The sequence below is a fragment of the bacterium genome (assembly GCA_021372615.1).
GTDB lineage: Bacteria > Armatimonadota > Zipacnadia > Zipacnadales > UBA11051 > JAJFUB01.
The window spans coordinates 1-19,938 of record JAJFUB010000112.1 but is presented as its reverse complement, the minus strand read 5'-3'; the positions used below and the strand labels follow the sequence as shown (position 1 = coordinate 19,938).

At 69.2% G+C, this 19,938-nt stretch carries 16 protein-coding genes; all 16 read right to left on the bottom strand.

Annotated features, from left to right (window positions below):
* Positions 1-4: 4 nt before the first annotated feature.
* A complete protein-coding gene (gene mraY, locus LLH23_16645; protein ID MCE5240092.1) occupies positions 5-1,003 on the bottom strand; it encodes a phospho-N-acetylmuramoyl-pentapeptide-transferase in 999 nt (332 codons plus the stop codon).
* Complete coding sequence (locus LLH23_16640; GenBank protein ID MCE5240091.1) at positions 993-2,357, bottom strand: UDP-N-acetylmuramoyl-tripeptide--D-alanyl-D-alanine ligase; 1,365 nt, start codon at positions 2,355-2,357, stop codon at positions 993-995. The genes mraY and LLH23_16640 overlap by 11 nt, the downstream gene beginning before the upstream one ends.
* Positions 2,354-3,847 carry a UDP-N-acetylmuramoyl-L-alanyl-D-glutamate--2,6-diaminopimelate ligase gene (locus LLH23_16635; protein MCE5240090.1) on the bottom strand — a complete coding sequence of 498 codons (1,494 nt, stop codon included), beginning with the start codon at positions 3,845-3,847 and terminating at the stop codon, positions 2,354-2,356. The genes LLH23_16640 and LLH23_16635 overlap by 4 nt, the downstream gene beginning before the upstream one ends.
* A 12-nt stretch (positions 3,848-3,859) precedes the next feature.
* The gene (locus LLH23_16630; protein ID MCE5240089.1) at positions 3,860-5,671 is read right to left on the bottom strand and encodes a penicillin-binding protein 2; all 1,812 of its coding nucleotides are present in this window, start codon (positions 5,669-5,671) and stop codon (positions 3,860-3,862) included.
* A gap of 64 nt (positions 5,672-5,735) precedes the next feature.
* Complete coding sequence (locus LLH23_16625; protein MCE5240088.1) at positions 5,736-6,179, bottom strand: hypothetical protein; 444 nt, start codon at positions 6,177-6,179, stop codon at positions 5,736-5,738.
* A gap of 520 nt (positions 6,180-6,699) precedes the next feature.
* Positions 6,700-7,605, bottom strand: coding sequence for a 16S rRNA (cytosine(1402)-N(4))-methyltransferase RsmH (gene rsmH, locus LLH23_16620; GenBank protein ID MCE5240087.1), 906 nt, complete (start codon positions 7,603-7,605; stop codon positions 6,700-6,702).
* Between the two features lie 69 nt (positions 7,606-7,674).
* A complete protein-coding gene (locus LLH23_16615; protein MCE5240086.1) occupies positions 7,675-8,130 on the bottom strand; it encodes a hypothetical protein in 456 nt (151 codons plus the stop codon).
* Positions 8,131-8,338: 208 nt separating this feature from the next.
* Entirely contained in the window at positions 8,339-9,010 is a 672-nt protein-coding gene (rpe, locus tag LLH23_16610; protein MCE5240085.1) for a ribulose-phosphate 3-epimerase, read from the bottom strand.
* Positions 9,011-9,033: 23 nt separating this feature from the next.
* Positions 9,034-9,240: a hypothetical protein gene (locus LLH23_16605; protein MCE5240084.1), complete on the bottom strand. Its 207-nt coding sequence runs from the start codon at positions 9,238-9,240 to the stop codon at positions 9,034-9,036.
* The gene (locus tag LLH23_16600; GenBank protein ID MCE5240083.1) at positions 9,237-10,022 is read right to left on the bottom strand and encodes a hypothetical protein; all 786 of its coding nucleotides are present in this window, start codon (positions 10,020-10,022) and stop codon (positions 9,237-9,239) included. Before LLH23_16600 ends, LLH23_16605 begins: the two co-directional genes overlap by 4 nt.
* Positions 10,019-11,020, bottom strand: coding sequence for a hypothetical protein (locus LLH23_16595; protein ID MCE5240082.1), 1,002 nt, complete (start codon positions 11,018-11,020; stop codon positions 10,019-10,021). Before LLH23_16595 ends, LLH23_16600 begins: the two co-directional genes overlap by 4 nt.
* A gap of 37 nt (positions 11,021-11,057) precedes the next feature.
* The gene (locus LLH23_16590) at positions 11,058-14,504 is read right to left on the bottom strand and encodes a hypothetical protein (GenBank protein ID MCE5240081.1); all 3,447 of its coding nucleotides are present in this window, start codon (positions 14,502-14,504) and stop codon (positions 11,058-11,060) included.
* Between the two features lie 81 nt (positions 14,505-14,585).
* On the bottom strand, positions 14,586-15,704 hold the full coding sequence (locus tag LLH23_16585; protein MCE5240080.1) for a DUF4139 domain-containing protein: 1,119 nt from the start codon (positions 15,702-15,704) through the stop codon (positions 14,586-14,588).
* Positions 15,705-15,714: 10 nt separating this feature from the next.
* A complete protein-coding gene (locus LLH23_16580; GenBank protein MCE5240079.1) occupies positions 15,715-18,576 on the bottom strand; it encodes a prolyl oligopeptidase family serine peptidase in 2,862 nt (953 codons plus the stop codon).
* A gap of 37 nt (positions 18,577-18,613) precedes the next feature.
* Positions 18,614-19,402, bottom strand: coding sequence for a hypothetical protein (locus LLH23_16575; GenBank protein MCE5240078.1), 789 nt, complete (start codon positions 19,400-19,402; stop codon positions 18,614-18,616).
* On the bottom strand, positions 19,395-19,938 hold a 544-nt coding region (locus LLH23_16570), incomplete at its 5' end, for a YbfB/YjiJ family MFS transporter (protein MCE5240077.1). The genes LLH23_16575 and LLH23_16570, both read right to left, overlap by 8 nt.

Genomic DNA, 19,938 nt, shown 5'->3' with positions numbered 1-19,938 from the left:
ATTCTCAGATGTGCAGCACCATCGCCGCGACCAAGCCGAGGCCGGCGGCCCCGGCGACGATTGTGATCAGCCAGAAGCGGACAACGATCTTCGTCTCGGCCATCCCGCCCAGCTCCAGGTGGTGATGGTAGGGGGCCATGCGGAAGACGCGCTTGCCGCCGCTGAACCGGAAGTATAGCACCTGGATCGCCACCGACAAAGCCTCGACGACGAAGACGACCCCGAAGACGGCCAGCATGATCTCCAGCCGCGCCGCGACCGCGATGGCCGCGAGGATGGCGCCCAGGCCGAGGCTACCCACGTCGCCCATGAAGATCGAGGCGGGCGCGGCGTTGAGCCACAGGAAGCCCGCTGCCGATCCCGCCACGATGGCGCACAGGATCGCCAGGTCCGGCCGTCCCAGCAGCCAGCAGGAAGCACCCAGGGCCAACGCGCAGAAGCAACTCACACCGCCGGCCAACCCGTCGAGCCCGTCCGTCAAGTTGACGGCGTTGGCGCATCCCACCAGCACCAGCATGGCGAAGATCGCGAACCCGACCCCGGCCCCCAGCGGAATGACCTGCGCCAGGCCCCCCGCCGCCGTCACGGTCCGCGTCTGGATCAGCAGAACGGCGAACAGCGCCGCCAGCACGAACTCCACGGGCAGGCGCACCCGCGCCTTCAGCCCGAGCGGCCGCTTGTAGCGCAGCTTGGACCAGTCGTCGGCGAACCCGATAGCGGCGAACAGGAGCGCCAGCCCGACTGAGAGCGGCACGGCCGGGCTCAGGCTGGCCCCGCGGATGAGCCAGAGCACCGCCGTCAGCACCGTGATGGCGCCCAGCATACCCAGGCCGCCAAGAGTCGGCGTGCCCATCTTCGCCAGGTGTGACTGCGGGCCATCGTCACGCACGGTCTGCCCGAGCCCCTCGCGGCGCACCCAGCGGCGCACGAGCCACGTGCCCGCGGCGGCCAGGACCACCGCCAGGACGAACATCCCGCACAGCAGCAGGGAGTCATTCAGCATCAGTCAGCCCTCTGACGGCCCGCTCCAGCGCCATCAGGCGCGAGCCCTTCACGAGTACGGTGTCTCCCGCCCCCAGCAGCGGCTTCAGCGTCGCAGCCGCCTCCTCGGGGGTGACCGCCACGTGGGTCTCCACGCCCAGCGCTGCCGCGGTCTCGGCCGCCAGGGCTGCCAACTCCCCGACCGCGATCAGCACCGTCACCCCGGCCTCGGCCGCCTGCCGACCGACCGTGCGGTGGGCTTCAGGGCCGACTTCGCCCAGCTCCAGCATGTTGCCGAAGATGAGCATCTTGCGCCCCGGCGCCTGCGCGAGTGTCTGCAGGGCGGCCGCCATGGCGCCGGGATGGGCGTTGTAGACGTCATCAATGATGGTCGAGCCGGACGGCCCCGCCACGACGCGGCCCCGCATGGCGGCGCCGCCGTAGCTCTCGATGCCGGCCTTGAGCTGGGCGCTGCCGGCGCCGCAGGCCATCCCCGCGGCGGCCGCCGCGAGCGCATTCATCAGGTTGTGCCGCCCGGGCAGGGGGACAGCCAGCTCCAGCGTCTCTGCGCCCACTTGCACGCGGGCCCGGGTGCGGTCCAGGCCCTCCTCCAGCACTTCCACACACCGCACCTGTGCCTGCTCCGCAAAGCCGAAGGGGATGACCTGGCACGTGCACATGCCACGGAACAGGGGGTAGAAGAAGTCGTCGGCGTTCAGGACCGCTGTGCCTGTCGGAGGCAGCAGGGGCAGCATCTCGGCTTTCGATTCCGCGATGGCCTCACGGGACCCGAGCAGGCCGACATGCGCGTCGCCAATGACGGTGATGACACCGATGTCAGGCCGAGCGATCTCGGCCAGGCCCTTGATCTGCCCGCGCCCGCGCATGCCGAACTCCAGCACGCAGAAGCGGTCCCCCTCGCGCAGCCGCAGGAGCGTCTTGGGCACGCCGATCTCATTGTTCTCGGTGGCGATGGTGGCTACGGTCGGGCCTACCTCGCCGCAGATCGAGGCGATCAGGTCCTTGGTGGTCGTCTTGCCCGCGGAACCGGTGACGGCCAGGACGCGGGGGCAGACCTGTTGCCGCCACCAGCGCGCCACAGCGCCCAGCGCCGCCAGGGCGTCCGGTACCACCAACTGCCGCCCGCCGGCTTCCGGCACGTGGCGCTGCAAGACGGCCAGCGCCGCCCCGCGCTCCAGAGCCGCCGCGGCGTAGTCGGCGCCGTCGAACTTCTCCCCCGGCAAGCCGATGAAGAGCTGGCCCGGCGCGGTCTCGCGCGAGTCAGTCGTCACGCCATCGAGCGTGACCTCGGGCCCGAAGCCCTCGGGTAGTGTCGCCCCCAGTAGTTCTGCCAGCGCCCCTGCAGTGATCTTCATGCCCGTCCCATCGCTTCATCCAGGGCCGCCGCCGCGACCTCACGGTCGTCGAAGTGCACCCGCCGCCCCTGCTCGAACTCCTGGTAGTCCTCGTGTCCCTTCCCGCACAGTAGGACGATGTCGCCGGCCTGGGCCTCGCGCACCGCCGCCCGTATGGCCGCCGCGCGGTCCGGCTCGACCTGGTACACCCCCGTGCTCACGCCCTGCCTGATCTCCTCGATGATGTCCAGGGGGTTCTCCGAGCGCGGGTTGTCAGAGGTAATGATAGCCAGGTCAGCCAGGCTTGTCACGGCCCGTCCCATCACGGGGCGCTTGGTGCGGTCGCGGTCGCCACCGCAGCCGAACAGGCAGATCAGCCGCCGCGGCTGCAACTCCCGGGCCGTCTGCAGCACGTTCTCGAGCGCCTCGGGGGTGTGCGCGTAGTCCACGAGCAGCACGAAGTCCTGGCCGCGGTCCACCTTCTCCAGCCGGCCCGGCACCCCCGCCAGCCCCTCCAGCCCCGCGACGATGGCCTCCTCGGGCAGTCCCAGGCCATAGGCACAGGCGGCGCAGCCCAGGGCGTTCATGACGTTGAACTGCCCGACAAGCTGGAGATTGAGTGGCCGGCGGAAGTCGGGAGTGGCCAGTTGCAGGCGGCTGCCGCGGGCGCTGCGCTCGATCGCCTCGGCCCGCACCATCGCCGTCGGGGACAAGCCGTAGCTAACAACGCGGCAGTGGGCCTCCGCGGCGATCAGCGCGCCGTTGGGGTCATCGGTGTTGATGGCGCCTACCATCTCGTGATCGGGCCGGGCCATGTCGGCATAGTCGGTGAACAGCCGCGCCTTGCTCTGGCGATAGGTCTCCAGGTCGTGATGCCAGTCGAGATGGTCGGGGCTGAGGTTGGTATAGAGGGCCCCGGCGAAGCTACAGCTCCAGGCGCGGTCGAGGTCAATGGCGTGCGAGGACAGCTCCATCGCCACGTGCGTGACCCCTTCGTCGCGCATCCGGGCGAGCAAAGCCTGCAGCTCGACGGCGTCAGGCGTCGTACGGCTGGCGACAACGGTGCTGTCGCCCACGCGCCGCCCGAGGGTCCCGATCATGCCCGTGCGGTGTCCCGCCGCCTGGAAGATGGCCTCCAGGAGGTGTACGCTCGTGGTCTTTCCGTTGGTCCCGGTCACGGCGACCAGGTTCAGCGCGCCGGAGGGATGACCCCAGAAGCGGTCGGCGATGACCGCCGCGGCGCGCCGGCTGTTGTCCACGCAGACCACCGGGAAGCCGGCCGGCACCCGGGCGGCAACCTCCGGTTTCTCGATCACGACGGCCACGGCGCCGGCGGCGAGGGCGGGCGCGATGTAATCGTGCCCCTCGAAGGCGGTGCCACTGATGGCGATGAAGAGGGCGCCGGGGGTGACGGTGCGGCTGTCCGTCGTGACGGAGCGGATGGCGACCTCGGGCACGTCGGCGCCGCCGACCACCAGGGGCGCCGTGAGTTCACGTAGCGATTTGACCATGGGCAGGATGACCTATTGCGTGCTGGCGGCTGGACCTGGCGTCGCCTGGCCCGCCGGGGCCGGCGTGCGGCCCAACCGGTGCAGCGCGTACTCCGCAATCCGCTTGCAGGAGGGCGCCGCGACGTCCGAGCCGTGTCGCCCGACTCTGGGCCAGTTGCAGGCGATGTAGATGACATAGCGCGGCTGGTCTATGGGGGCGACCTCGACGAACGAGACCATGTACCGGTCGGTGTAGTGGCAGCGGTGCTCGAAGTCCCATTGCTGGGCGGTGCCGGTCTTGCCGCCGACGGGGAAGTCCGGCATGCGCACTGCAGCGCCGGTACCGTGCTCGACGGCGTACTGGAGCATGGCCCGCATGGTGGCGGAGGTGGCCGGCGAGCAGAGGCGTGTCTCGCGCACCGCCGGCTGCCGGAAGGTGGAGCCATCGCTGTTGAGCACCGAGTCCAGGACGTGCGGCTGCTTCATCACCCCGTCGTTCACGATCCCGGCCACCGCCGCCGTCAGTTGCAGACCCGAGCAGCTCACGTTCTGGCCGAAGCCCATCGTGGCGAGGTCGCGGGGGCGGATGCGCTCGATCGGCGGCAGCAGGCCGAAGGCCTCGGCCGGGAAGCCGGCTTCGGGGTCGCTGCCGATGCCGACCCGCTTCAGGAAGTCGCGGTAGCGCGCCGCTCCCAGCCGTCCGGCGACCTGGGCCGCGATGCAGTTGCACGACTGGCCGATCATCCCGTAGATGTTCAGGGTGCCATGTCCGGTAGCGGCGTAGCGCCCCCAGCAGCTAATGGGGCGCCCACCGATGCTGATGTGGCCGCCACAGTGGAACGTCGACTCGGGGGTCACCACGCCCGCTTCCAGCGCTGCCGTAGCCAATAGTACCTTGAACGTGCTCCCCTGCTCAACCGCCGCGGTGACCGGCACGTTCTCCCGGGTCAAGTCCCTGGTCCGGTTCCTGGCCCGGGCGGGCGCGGGCGCCCGACGCTGTCCGGAACCTGTCCGCGGCTCCACGGAGCGGTTGGGGTCGTAGGAAGGTCGCGACCCGAGGGCCAGGATGGCCCCGGTCTGCGGATCCATCACCACACCGCAGACCCACTCGGCTCGCTCGCGCTGCATGACCCGGTCCAGCTCGGCCTCGACCTGCCGCTGCAGGCCCAGGTCAATCGTCAGCACCAGGTCCCTGCCGGGCTCCGGCCGGGCGCCGCCATCGGCGTACGTCCAGGCCCCCCCCCGGTTGACGGTGCCTGCCCCCTGCTGGGGTTCGAGCAAGGCGGCGTAGAGATGCTCCAGCCCCCCGCGGGCATGGTGATAGCGGTCCCGCCCGCCGACGATGTGACAGGCTAGGGCGCCCTGGGGGTACTCCCGCTTCCATTCGGGCACCAGGTCCAGGCCCTTGATCTTCAGGGCCTTGATGCGCTCGGCTACCGGCTCGTGGAGGAACGGCGCCACCTCGACATAGCGTCGGTTGCGCCGCTCGTCGAGCTTGGTGAACAGTTCCGTCTCGGGACGATTGAGGATGCGGGCAAGTTGCTCGGCGACGCCGTGCAGTGACTCGCCTTCGTCTCTCATCATCCGGGGGTTGGCGACGCAGGTCTTCAGGAACAGGCTTTCGGCCAGAGGCTGCAGGTCGCGGGCCAGGATGGCGCCGGGCTGGGGGCCCAGCGGGGTGCGGTGCCGGTCAATGATGGCCCCGACGTTCTCGACGTAGTGCTGGCGCGAGATGGTCTGCAGTTGGAAGACACGACCGAGGATCACGACGAAGCCCGCCATGAGCAGCCACTCCAGCCGGCGCTGGCGGTGATCGGCCGGGCGATAGCGGCTGGTGACAGCCAAGGTGGGTCCCTCCTCACGACAGGTCATTCAGGACGGCGGGCGCAGGCCAAAGGCCGCGACAGGCCTAGGGTCCATGGCTGCCGCTCGGGGGAGGGGCCGGCGGCAACTGTCCGACCTGCTGGCCATTGAGTTGGCCGGGGACTTCGTCGGGCAGGTCCCAGTACGCCTTGGGCTGGGGCAGGGCGCTGACCTGAACAGGCGTGACCGTGGCGGGTCGGACCATATGCTCCTCCGCCGCGATCCGCGACAGCCGCTCGTCGGAGATCAGCCGTCCCCGCTCACGCAGCAGCTCGCCGCGTCGTCGCTCCTGCTCGAGGATCAGGCGCTCCAGCCGTCGGCTCTCCCACTCCAGCTCCGACAGCCGCGCCTGTGAACTGACGCGCAGAATCGCCAGTAGGCCCAGTAGCAGCACCCACGGCAGGGGACGCCACCACAGCCGCCCTGACCGCAGACGGCGGAGAGGCTGAACCCGCGGCAGCGTCCGATGACGCAGTGCCGGATGAGGCATCGTTCCACCACTCCCAATGAATAGGTACAGGCTGTGGCTCAACGTCAGGAGGAAAAAAGAGGACAGCTAGCCGGCGTACGGTTCGGGTGTGACCCTTGCTTCGGTCCTTGCTGCGGTGATTGCTGTGGTTGAGCGGACGAGGTCCGCCCGGGCTGCGATCGCTGCTGTTGACTGGTGCTGCGCTTGTTGGTATGATGCAAGGCCCGTGTGTGCAGTGAGCGTGGCTGTGATGTATGCTGCGATGTGTGTTGTGTTTGCCTGCTGAACCGCCGCCGGACTAGCTGCCCTCCCTCCAGGTCCGAGAGGTTCCGGCCAGGACGACCTCTCGGAAAAATGGCGAACTTGCTGTTGTCTCGTCGGCGCCCGGCGGCTTCCCGTCGGGCGTCCGTCTATGGTGTGGGAGGGGCCTTCCAGGCCCCGGCTACAACGGCTGCGGCATGAGCTGGGGGGCTGGAAAGCCCCTCCTGCCCACCGAGAGCCCCTCCCTCGGACGCATGTCTTGGTGCGGCGAGAGCTTCCGCTACAGCGCTTCCAGCACGTGCATTCTCGCGCTGCGGCAAGTCGGCCCGCTGAGACGCAGGCTTTCCTCATCCGGTCCGGGTGGCTTGGGCGTCAGGATCTTCACCCGGGGCCGCAACCCGCAGACGCACGGCAGGCGCGGCGGGCAGGTGCATGGATGAGCCAAACTCCGGAAGACGGCGCGGCACACCCTATGCTCGGCGGAGTGGAACGAGATCACTGCCAGCCGCCCCCCGGGCCGCAGTGCGTCCACCGCCAGCCGGATCCCCTGTTCCAGGTTCTCCAGTTCCCTGTTCACTGCCACCCTGAACGCCAGGAGCGCCGGGGCGGGCTGCCGTCCCTTGCGCCGGGCCTGCGGGCTGAGCGTCGAGAGGATGACCTCGGACAGACGCCGTGTCGTCCGAATTGCCTCTCGCGTACGGGCCCTCACGATGGCCCGGGCGATGCTGCGCGCTTCGCGCTCATTCAGCGTTGCCCGCAGGATCTGCCGCAGCTCGGCCTCCGAGGCCTCGTTGACGAGCACCTCGGCCGGGACGCCCTGCCGCCGGTCCATGCGCATGTCCAGCCCGACTTCGCTGTCCTGCGCCATCGAGCGCTCCGGCGCCGTCAACTGGAACAGGTTCACACCCGCGTCCAGGACGACGCCATCTACCCGCCCCACCCCAGCCGCCGCCAGCACCTCCGGCAGCTGCAGAAAGCTCTCGTTGACAAGGATCACATTCGGCTCATCCGCCAGCGCCTGCTGCGCCAGCGCGTATGTCTCCGGGTCCCACTCCAGGCCTACGTAGCGCCCGTCCGGCCCGATCCGCTTGATGATCTCTCGTCCGTGCCCCGCCAACCCGACGGTCATGTCTACGATCGTCTGCCCGGGTTGCGGGTTCAGCCACGTCAGCGTCTCGTGCAACATGCAGGGACTGTGGTGTGGCCGGGTGCGCTCTGGCGGGTCATGCGGCGCCGCGATGGCCGATCCGTCCCTTCACAGCTTCTCCAGCACGTCATTCATGGCTTCCTGCCACTTGTCGTCCATGGTGCGGAGCGAATCGTAGTAGCCCTGCTCGTTCCAGACCTCGATCCACCCGTACGCCTCGCGGGGCATCAGGAACGCCTGGCTGCTGGACTCCAGCCCCGCCCAACCCAGGTGCACCTTTTCAATTCTGATCCTGCCATGGTCATCCACCGGCGCGACGCGCTTGCCGGACACCAGCCGCCGCTCGATGAAGTCCTGCCTCGAGTTTAGCGGTTGGCCCCGGGGGGGAAGAATCTGACTGACGAACTTCTGCCGCCGCTCGGGGTTGTGGATGAGAAAGCAGTTCATCGGCCCATACGTGATGTCAACGAGCTTCGGGTTGTCCAGAAAGGCCAGGTAGAGTTCTTTGAGGGTCAGGCGGCTCTGCGTGATGGCCTGGTCTATCGGGCCCGGTGTCTCGATCATGCTGGGTGCATTGCTAGCCATTTCTGTATGACCGATAGCCGTGGAAAACCCTGGTTTTCATGGCGTGGCCCGATATTACCGTCAATCTCAGACGGCTGTCAACCACTATTTTGGTATTGCCGCCCTCCGTCGTGCCTCCGGAACGCACAAACAGACAGGCCACGGCGGTTGCCGTGGCCTAGGTGAGTGCCTGTGCGCGCGTGCCTGGTTAGCTGTCCGGAGCGGCGGCGCGTAGCTGCCGCAGAGCCTCCGCATACCCCTGCGGGTGTTTGAACACGAATGACGCCGACACCAGCACATCCGCCCCGGCGCCGAGCACCTCGCGTACCGTTGCATCGTTGACGCCGCCGTCCACCTCGATCAACGTCGCCAGCCCCGCCCGGTCAATGGCTTCCCGCACCTCAGCGATGCGCTGCGTCGTAGCCGGGGCATACTCCTGCCCTGCGTAGCCCGGCATCACGCCCATCAGCATGACGACATCGCAGTGCGACAGCAGGTGCTCCAGGTCCGCCAGGGGCGTCGGCGGGTTGACGGTCAGGCACGACTTGCAGCCGCGGGCGCGGATGTCGTCCAGCAGGCGCGCCGGCTCGTCGGTGGCCTCGATATGGATGGAGATCCCGTCGGCTCCCGCGTCCGCAAACAGCGGGATCTGCGCTTCGGGGTTGGTGATCATGAGATGGGCGTCGAAGTACAGCTTCGTGTGCTCGCGCAGCGCCTGCAGCACCAGGGGGCCGTGGGTCAGCGGGCGCGTGAAGTGTCCGTCCATGCAGTCCCAGTGCAGCCAGTCGGCGCCGGCGGCCTCCAGGGCGCGCGCTTCCTCAGCCAGCCGGGAGAAGTCGGCGCTGAGCATCGAGGTCGAGATGAGTATCTGCCTGGGCATGTCACATCCGTCGATGTCTGGGGCTATCTGGCCCGGTACTCGGGGCAGTCCGTCACATTGGGCCGGCCGGGCCGCCGGCAGGCGTTGCCGTAGTCATACCGGCAACTGTCACACAGGAACCGTCCCGGCGCCTTCATCCGGACGAAGCGCGAGGAGAGGCTGCGCCAGCAGCGCCGCAGCCATGCTGCGGGGCCCCGGCCCTGATCTCGACCGGTGGCCGTGGGCTTCACTCGCCGCCGCCCCACTCCCTCTGCCCCACTGCCCACAGTTGCCGCAACACTTCGTGCGCCTGTTGCTGGTCCAGCGCGTCCGTCACCAGCAGCGCTGCGGTGTGCCCCTCTTCGGAGCGGATCAGCAGTGAAGCACGGTCCAGCGGGAGAGTGTGCAGTCCGGCGCCTGAGCGCTTGACCATGGCCTGCACGCGCTGCCAGGCCGCCTGCGGGTCGCGAGCCCACACCCCCGCCGCCAGCGGTGCCTCAGCCGCGGCCAGTGCTCCGGCCACACCGGCGAGTCCAGCCACGGCCTCCAGAGCCGCCTGCAGGTCAGCCGCAGCGGACAGGTCTGGACCCGGCGTGGGGGGCGGCACTGCCTTCGGCTCGGGCTCCGGCTCCTCGGCCTGCGGCGCGGGCTCCAGCCACACATCCAGCACGATGCCGACCAGGCAGGCGAAGCCGAACTGCAGCGCGGTGCCCGGCAGGTAGTCCCACAGTCCATGCTGCAGGGCCGGTACGAGGGACCGCGGCTGCCCCTCGACGGCCGCGTAGCCCCAGCCCATCAGCAGCGCCAGGAAGGCATGCGCTGCCAGCATGGCCGCCAGGACGGCCAGCGACTGCCAGCGGCAGCCTTCCGCCAGCATGGCGAGCACCAGGTACAGGCCGGCCAATGCGCCCATAATCCACGGCGGCTGCACCGGCATGTCCGCCTGGGCCGCCTTCAGGGTGATCGCCAGGGTCAGGATGCCCACACCCATGATGGCCAGGGCCGGCCAGGCTTGCCTGCGCTCCAGGCTCATCTCTCGGCCTCCGGCTCGGTATCTGCGGGAGACGCCGCCGAGTCACCGGCCGCCGCGCCTGTCTCATCCATGTCCAGCGCCAGTTGCGAGGCGCGTGCCAACTGCACCGGCGTGAAGGCAGCGGTGTCGTCGCCGGCAGCTTCGGGCTCCGGTTCGGGCTGTACGGGCTCCGGTTCGGGCTGTACTGGCTCCGGCTCCGGCTGCACGGGCTCGGGTTCGGGCTGCACGGGCTCGGGTTCCGGCTGCACGGGCTCCGGTTCGGGCTGCACGAGCTCCGGTTCGGGCTGTACGGGCTCCGGCTCGGGCTGCACGGGCTCGGGCTCGGGTTGTACGGGCTCGGGCTCGGGTTGCACGGGCTCCGGCTCGGGTTGCACGGGCTCCGGCTCGGGCTGTACGGGCTCCGGCTCGGGGAGGGGGCCGGTCTCGCCGCGCACTTCCTGCAGCGCGCTCAAGAGGCGCCGCCGCCGCTCGGCAGCCTGCTCGGCTTCCTGACGCTCCTGCTCGACGATCTCCTCCTGGGCACGCTGGAGCGGCGGCCTGAGCTGCTCGCTCTCCAGGGCCCCGCGGATCAGCCACAGGTAGAACAGGACCAGCAGGACCTGGGTCAGTGCGACCAGCCACTGAGTGGCATAGGTCTGGGCCATGAGGGCGCCCTGGCCCGCGCTGGGATCGCCCAGCCGCATCGCCGCGGCGGTCAGGAAGGCCATCAGCGCACGGATCGCCATGCCGAACACGACGCCGAACATGGCTCGTCCCGGCGGCACCACCCGGTCGCCGGGCACCGCCAGGATGACCAGGTAGATCACCACCTCGCCCACCAGGAGCATCGGCAGCAGCCGCCAGAAGTCCCCGACGCCGCCCACATGATGGCGGCCCAGGAGCGTGCCGGCGGCGACACCGACGATGAGCACAGCCAACAGGTAGAGCGTCACCCAGAAGGCCGGCAACCCGGTCTCCTCGCGTTCGACGTCAACATGTTCGGCGGCAGATCTTCGCATGTTCCGGTCCCCGATCCCCGATGCCCGGCGCCTGTCGCTACCTCGCGGGCACCAGCGCAATGTAGTCCATATTCAGCCCTTTGCCGTCCAGGTTGACCATCTTGATGGCATGTTCGCCCGCCGTCAAGTCGAAAACGACACGGTTGCCGTCAGCGCCGCGCACCGCCTGGTGGGCCCAGTCGCTGCTGGTGTCGCTGCCAAAGCCCCCGGTGCTGCCGAAGCTCTGCTTGAGCGGGGCCAGGCCGTCCACCGTGGTCTCGCGTTGGGCGCCCGTCGGCGAACAACACCGCAGGATGACCCAGTACTTGCCCGCCTGCGGCACGCTGATCTTCCACTGCAGCATGTGTCCGGCGGTGTCCCAGTGCGAGATGGCCTTGCCCACCGCGCCGAGCTTGTCGGTGCGGAGCTGTACCTGGCCACCGCTCTGGTCGCTGAAGTCCTCGGCCTGGGCCATGGGTACGCCCTGCAGCGGCTTCTCCTCCACCTTCAGGGCCAGGACCGTGCGCAGGGGCGGCGTTCCGGGGGTCGCGCCGATGAACTCGGCGTTCACGTTGGCCGTCTTGCCGCCGTACAGCAGCGGCGGGGCTTCCTTGAGCGTGACTGTGAAGGCGGCCTCGGTGGTCTGGCCGGGCGCGGCGCTCAGGTCAATCGTCGCCGGGGAGACGGTGACGAGCGGGTCGGGCGTGAGCGTGAGCTTGCCGGCGACGGCCTGCTCGGCCGGGGCCGCGAGCGTGATCTTCGCCGGCACGGGCTGGCCGACGACGATGGTCGAGGCGGAGGCGGACGGCCACATGGTCGGGCTGAGCTGCCTCAGGTAGTACCCCAGCACCGGATTCTGATGGTAGCCCATGGCCAGGTGCGCCACGTCCGCGCGGTAGATCGGGTCCTGCAGCAGGCAGACATGGCGGTCGGAGGCGGGGATGGTGGTGGTGTAGATGCGGAACTCACCCTTCACGGTGGTGACGAGTTCCTCGCGCCAGTCGCCGATGATGTCGGCCCAGAAGGAGCGACCGCCTTCGAGGCCCTGGGCGACGGTTCCGCCGCCGAGGTACTTGTAGATGCGGCCACCCCCCACGAGTTCCTTGAGGCCGTCGGCGTCCCAGTAGACGGTCTCGACTGACGGGACCTTCTCATCGCGCGCCAGGACCTCGCCCTGGGCCGTCAGCAGCCACTTGGGTGGATTGCCCTTGTAGTTCTCCTGCTTCGGATCGCCCTTGCCATCCTCGCAGGCCCAGACTTCCTGGCCGAGGTGCAGCGGGTCAATGTCCGCGCAGTTGCCGGAGCCGACATGGTAGGTCTGTTCCTTGAGGCCCCAGACGATCTCCCCGGTCTTGGCGTCCACCACACACAGGCCGTTCTCCTTCTGCCGCGGCTCGATATGGTAGAAGATCTCCAGCCCGGGGCGGGTGGGATCCACGTCGGTCAGGAAGCAGCGGTCCGGGTGGCCCAGACCGGTTGTCCAGACGCCCTTGCCGTCGTCGTCCACGAGACACGACCCCAGGAGGACCTCCTCGCGGCCGTCGCCGTCCACATCGCCGCAGTGCATCCAGTGGGCGCCCTGGCCGCGCCAGTTGCCCCCGCCAGTCTCCTCGCGGTTGTCCCAGGCCCACAGTTCCTGCAGCTTGCCCTTCTGGTACTGATACGCGATGGCGCGCATGACGGTGTAGGTGCCGCGTGCGACGATCAGGCACGGGGTCTTGCCGTCCAGGTAGGCCACGCCGAGCTGGTTCCGGGAGGCGAGGTTGTAGCCGGAAAGGCCGCCACCGAAGTCCTTGCGGCTCGGCCAGGGCAGGCGCGTCTTCTCCTTGCCGGTCATGCCGTCAATGATGGCGACATATTCCGGCCCGCCGAGCACGCGGCCATCGGGGGCTCGGTCGTCGCCCTCGCTGGTCTTGGCGGCGACCTCAGCCTTGCCGTCGCCGTCGAAGTCCCACACGACGTAGGGGGAGTACCAGATGCCGCGCTCGATGTTCCAGCCCAGGTCGTAGCGCCACAGGAAGGTGCCGTCGTTCAGATACGCTTCCAGCTTGTAGGTGTCGGGGCTCTTGTACCAGTAGGAGTCGGCGGGGTCAATGTTGTCCTGCGGCTGCTTGATGACATAGTCGAGCTTGCCATCGCCGTTCAGGTCCCCCAGCCCGACCTTCTGGAACGTGTAGTCGCCCTGCAGCTTGAAGGACACGTATGGTTTGACCTCGGGGTTCGGGGGCAGCATGACCGTTCCGGACGCCGGCCCCTCCTTGCCGCCGATGACGGGCTTGACGTACCACATGTTGTCCTTGTCCAGCGGCGGCTTCTCGTCCACGAAGTCGGTGGTCTGCGTCAGCGGCTTGTCGTTGAGCCTGACCGGCAGCATGCGCCCGGTGCCGCGGTAGACGTTGAAGGCGATGCTCTCGGGGTCGGTCTTCAGCAGCCGCCAGCCGAGGTAGACCTTGCCGCCCTCGACCGGCATGGCCACGAGGCCCCGGTCCAGCTTCTCGGTGACGCGGGTCTTGGCCCAGCCCGTCACCTTGGTCTTGGGCTTGGCGACGGGCGGCTGCTCGTTCAGCTTCTGGATGGCCACATCGTCCACCCACACCGTGACGGCGCCGCGACCGGTGACGCGCAGGTAGATCTCGTCACACCCGGCCGGAATGAAGGTCTTGGCCGCGAGCTTTCTCCAGTCGCTGGTGCCCCAGACGCCGTCGGACGCCAGGCTCCACGACAGCACCCTCCCGCCGCCCACCGAGACGATGTCCAGGTTGGCGGAGGCGGTGTCCTGGCACTTCATCCAGGCGGTCGCGAGGTAGGCTTCCCCGGGGTTGACCTTCAGGCGGCCGGCGTTCGTCAGGGCGAAGTCCTTCTCGCCGGTGTGGATGATCTTCACGGCACGGCCTGTCTTCCCCTCAGCGACGAGTTCAGCGCTGCCCACGTTCTCACGCGACCACCAGGCCCAGGCGCTGTCGTCGAGGCTCTTGCCGAACTCGAAGCCGCCGTTGGCCACACCCATGACTTCCGGTTGGGTCGGGGTCAGGGTGATGTAGTCGTAGTAGCCGAAGCCGGGGCTGTTGCGATCGGCGTAGCGGTCGTCCACCCACCACTCGAACGTCCCGTCGATCTCGAACTTGCCCAGGCGCCCGCCCAGCGCCGACAGCCGCTTCCACTCCTTGCCGTCGAGGGAGACGCCCAGGTCGCGGCCGAACTTGATGTCGATGATGTAGGTGCCCTTGGGGATGTCAGTCAGGACGGTGTGCAGCACCGGCGCGCCATCCTCGGGCTTCTCGCGGTCGGCCATGACCTGCGGGGACTGCAGGACCACGCCGCCGGACCACTTCTTGTCGGCGTCGCTATCCTTGCTCCACAGGTTCCACTTGGTCGTGGGGGTGATGTTCTCTCCCCAGGCCTCGGCCGGGCCGGAGACCTTCTCAGCCTCAAAGACCAGGGGGGCGGCGCAGAGCGGAGCAGCTAGAGCAAGCGGGAGCAATACAAGCAGACAGCGGCGCATCATCAAGCCTCCATCGTGGCAGTCCACTGACATTCGACATGAGCGCAGGATCGTCCTGCAGGGGCTTCACGGGGCGACGGGCGTCTACTTCTTCGCCCGGGTGCCCGCGTGCTTCACCAGCGAGAAGCGCAGTTCCGCCGCCTGGCCGGCCAGCGCCGGCAGGGCCCACTGCACCCAGCTTGTCTCGCGCCGGGCGGGGTCGGGCGCTTTGAGGTCCCACGTCGAGAGCACGGTCTCGACCACGTCCACGGTGACGTCTCGGCCGAGGTGGTTGCGGACGGTGAGCAGGTACTCCTCCGTGGTGTCCACGCCGGTGATGCGGCCGAAGCGGTCCACGTCGAAGTTGCCCCGCCGGCTGGAGACCAGGCGGCGCTCCACCACGATGTCCGGCTCCGTCCCCATGGACACCTCGAACTCCTTGTCCGGCTGCAGGTCTAGCTGGGTCTTGAAGACCGGCACGGGCGGCTCGCCGGCCTGCTGGATCAGCATGGGCCCGTCAGGCAGAGCGATGGCGGGCACGCCGACCTGGTCCAGCCCCAGGCGCAGGACCTGCTCGATGTTGCCCGAGCGGTCAGACTGATACACGTACCGGACGGTAGCGGGGATGTCAGGGATGACGGTGAAGGTCACGACGGCGGTGGCGCCGGGCTCGATGGTCGCGCTGGCCGCGAAGGGCCGGGCCGACTTCTGTGGGCCCTCGGGACGGTCGGCCAGGGTCGTCCCCGGCGCGCCCATCTGCAGGGACACCTGCTGCAGGGCCACGCCGGTCTCATTGGTCAGCCGCACGCTGCCCTCCAGGACGGCCTTCCCGGCCGCGGGGTTGAGGGTCAGCACATAGCTCGGTTGCCACTTGGCGCCGTCCAGCAGATAGCTCACCACCGCCGCGGTCGCGCCGGCCTGGGGCATGTTCACCTGCCACACCAGGGCCCGGTCCTGCCCCGGGGCGCGCGACGCTTCACCCACCGTGCCGCGCTCCAGCGCCAGCGTGACCGACGAGGGGTCCACGTTGGCCTTGTTCCACGAGAAGCCGACGGCACTGTCGCCCGCGGGAAGCTGCAGCGTGCGCGTCTCCCGCACCAGCGCCCGGGCGCTGCCGGGCTGCAGCGTCATCACCATCTCGCCCGGTCGCGAGAGCTGCACAACCTCGGCGGCAACCGGCAGGACTGTCGTGAGGGCGGCCAGCAGGCCCAGAAGGCGAGTCATCATCGTGCTCCTATTTCACCGTAAACTCAGCATAGGCAACAGCGCCGCGATGCCCCTGCACATACGCCCGCACCGGGTGCAGGCCCTGCTCCAGCGGTGGCGTGCCCGGCGCTTGCTTGAACGTGACTGTCGTCTCTTTCCCCGGTTCGAGCGTCACCGACTGCGGCTCGGGGTAGCACCGGTCGGTCGGCAGCGCGAGGCGCACTGTGACCGTCTCGGGTGTGGTCCCGAAGTTGGTGACACGCACGGCAACCTGCCATGCCGCCCCCAGCCCGATGTCGGTCGGAACAAGCTCCGTCACCCGCAGCGGGCTGTCCGCCCACAAGCCGACCGTGACGAAGACCGGCCGCGAGAAGCGCACCGGCCGCCGGCTGGATGTCACCTCTGCCAGAGCCCGGTATGTCCCGGCCGGGACACCGGGCAGCCGCCACTCCAGGGCGACCGAGGACCCCTGCCCCTCCGCCAGCGCGACCTCGCGGACGGGCTGGTCCACCTCCCCCACGGGGACGAGCAGCCGCGCCGACACGCGCTCGGGGTGGTCGCTGTTCAGATCGAGCGTCACCCGGGCGCGGCCGTTCTCATCGGGTGCAGCGGCGCGAGCCGCCAGCCCGATCCCGCCCTGTCCGGTGGCCGACACGCGGTCGGCCTGCCAGTCATACTCCGCGCCGGTCGCCATGACGTTGACGACGCTGGCAGGCGTGCCAGCGGCGAGCACCGGGAACGTGGCCAGGCCGGCGCCATCCGTGACCGCCGAGGAGGTCACCGGCGGGCTCCCGAAGCCGCTCACCGTCACCCGCGCCTGGGGCACCAGCGCCCCCGAGGCATCCGCGATCAGCACCTGCAACCCGGCGGCCGAGGGGCGCAGTTGCTCGACATGTACCAGGCGGGTCGGCAGGCCCTGGGCCCGCACCCGGTCCAGCGTCGCCGCGCGATAGGGTTGCCAGTCCTGGTCGAAGTACCCCGCCTCGACGAAGTAGCCGGCCTCATAGCACGTGACCGGCGGCTTGTTGTTGACATTCAGCACATGCGGCAGCTCGCGCTGATCCGTGTCGAAGACCACGTAGTCAGAATACGCCCACGGCAACTTCTCCAGGTCGTACTCCAGCCCCTGCCGGGCCGAACCGTTGGGTTTGGTCGCCCACTGGCCGCGACATACCACCAGGTACTGCCGGAAGTCGCACAGCGGGTTGGGAAAGCACAGGAAGGCCCCATACTGGCTCCCGCGGTACGCCCGGTCGCCCCACTGCGGGTCGGCCACGGTGATGGCATCGTCAGTGATGTGCACGGGCAGCTCGCGCCGGGCATTGGCCTCGCGCAGCAGGCGGCTGCTCTGTTCGGTCCCGAACATGACGAGAGACTTGCTCGCTACGTCGGCGGCCGGCACGCGCTCTTCGGGCACCGCGGCGACGGCGTCGGCATGGACCATGAAGCCGTTCCAGCCGCGCGCGAAGTCCTCGGCCTCGCGGCGGTTGCGGCGCACCTGCTCGGGCGCGCCGTCCGTGCCGTAGGCTACCAGGAACGGCCGCTTGAAGGCCTCGCCGAGGGGCCCCTCCAGCTCCGGCGTCTTGGCCAGGCCGTTGGAGGGGCCGGCTACCAGCCGGCCCGCCGTCCCGGTCTCGCTCGCGGCCCCCGTCTCCGCCCACCCCCACAGGTCACCCTTCGGCGAGAAGTCCGCCTGGAGGGTCACCGTTCGGGGCGGTCCCTGGTAGGCCAGGAAGCCATCGACGTACAGGGCCACATCGCGAGCTTCGGCGGCCGGCGAGGCCTGCAGATGCACGGCGATTCGGCTCAGATTGCGGGTGAGGACAGTAGCCGTCGCCGTTCGGAGGGGCCGGCTATCAGCCGGCCCGCCGTTCGTGGCGGACGCGACCAGCTCCCCGGATGGCTGATGACCGGCGGCGGCCACGGCGGGCCGGCTATCAGCCGGCCCCTCCAACGGCGTCCCCGGGTCCACGGTCGCCTCCAACGCCGCCGACGCCCCCTGCACCTTCAGCCGCAACATGCTGCCCCAGTACATCTGCCCGTGGGCCAGCAGTGGCGTCTCGCATAGGAAGCCGGGAGGATTGGGATGGGTCTGGCGGTGCAGGAAGTACTCGTAGATCTGGTCCAGGCGCGTGCTGCCGCAGTGACCGGCCTCGTAGTCCACGAAGAGGCGGTTGGCGTAGGCGCCGGGCGTCTGCTGGGCCCGGACACCAAGGGCGTTGGACAGCAGCAGGCCGTTCTCGGGCAGCACCACGTTGTCGCGGCCGCTGACGGAGGTCTGGATGGCGTTCCAGCGGGTCCGCCCGGCCCAGTACAGCGGCGAGATGGCTTCCAGCAGGGGCCGCCGGAACTCCTCGATGTCGGAGTGCTGGTCGGTCCGGGCGTACCAGTGGTAGTGCCACTCGCGGTAGTCCGACCAGCCATCCACGCCCACGGCAGCGGTGAAGAGGTCGGGATAGCGCATGCCCATGCGGTAGGCGCCGGTGCCGCCCATGGAACCGCCGGTCAGGAACAGGCGCCCCAGGTCCAGGCCGAACCGTTCGTGGGCATCGCGCACGACGTTGCGGGTCTCGACATCGCCGACACCCTCATAGAACTGGGGCCCGCGGGCGTTGAGATTGATGAGAATCCAGCCGTGGTCCTCGGCCCAGCGCTTCTGGAAGTCCGAGAACCCGGCGCTGACCGACCAGCCGTAGCCGTGCATGTGCAGGATGGCCGGATAGCCCGCCGGGGAGGGCGCCGGGGCCGCGGGCAGGTAGACGCCATACTGCTGCACCGACTGGTCCAGGGAGGAGACATAGCCGATGACTTGGGCGAGCCCGTCCCCCGAGCAGAACGCGCAGGGCCACAGCAGGGCAAGCAGAGCGGGAATCAGGACCGGCCGAGGCATGGGGGGCTGTTCGCCGCGGAGGCCGCTGCGCCCTGCCCTACACCGCCCGGCAGGTAAAGATGTGGTAGTGCAGCCAGGCCGCAAAGCCCGCCTCCTGGGGCTCAAAGACCCGCCGCAGCACCCCGAAGTCCCCCAGCAACTCCTCCCGAATGGCCTGCACGGCCTCTTCGCCCAGGTCATACCGCACCGCCAGTGAGGGTGAGTCGAGCAGGAGCGGGGGCGCAGGCACGACCTCCACCACCTCCCACCCGGCCTTGCCCAGCAGGAACTCCAGCTCCCCCACCAGGGGGTACCACTTGCCGGTCGCCATGCGCTGGTAGAGCAGGTTGATGCAGCGCCGGTACGGCCCCAGCCAGAAGCAGGCCGTCTGGTGCACGAAGACCTCACCCGGGAGCGTCTGGGATCGCGGGTGCCGCAGCACGCGCAGGGCGCCCTCGCAGCCGAAGTAGTGCAGCACGGAGCGCATCATCAGCATCAGGCGCCCGTCGCCCACGGCCAGGTCCTCGCGCTTGATCCCGGAGGCGGAGGCCTGCAGGCGCTCCAGGCGGGGCTCCTCACACGCGGCCAGTTGGTCGGCGGACAGGTCCACATTCACCAGACGTGCGCTCAGCTCCGGCCGGCGCTGGAGAATCTGCCCGAGGAGGAACCCCGTACCGCCGCCGAGGTCGGCCAGCACCGCGGGTGGCGACTGGTCCACCGTCTGCAGGACCGCGTCCACGAGCGGACGCGCGATCTCCTCGCTCCCAAAGTACCCGTGGTGCACAGTGCTCCACTGGGCGCCCTGGCTGGTCCGCTCGCGGTGGATCACCTGTCGCTCGTTATCCATGGTCGCCTCCACGCGCGGGGGATAGCGAGCGCTTGCCATGCACGGGGTGTAGCGTGGCTGACAGCCCCGCGCCCAGCAGTGCCACGACGGCGGCCAGCAGCATGGCCGGCAGCAGCGAGCCGTGCGCATCGGCGAGCATCCCGGCGACCGTGGGGCCAGCGGCCTGGCCAACGCCCAGGAAGACGGTCACGAAGCCCAGCGTGGCCGGGGCCAGGCGTGGCCCGAACAGGTCGCCGCTGGCGGCGGCGATGATGCCGGGGATGCTCCAGGCGGTCAGGCCAAACAGGATGGCTGAGACCGTGAAGCCGGCCGGATGCGGATGGAGGGCGTACAGCCCGAAGGCGACGGTCTGGATGAGGTAGACGATGACGAGGGTGGTCTTGCGCCCGATGGCATCGGAGACCCAGCCCCAGATCAGCCCGCACAGCAGGCTGGCCCACCCCATGACCATGAACAGGCGCCCCGCTCCCACCTGGGTGTACCCACCCTCGGCCATCAGGCCCTTCACGAAGAACGTGACGTAGATGATGTACGAG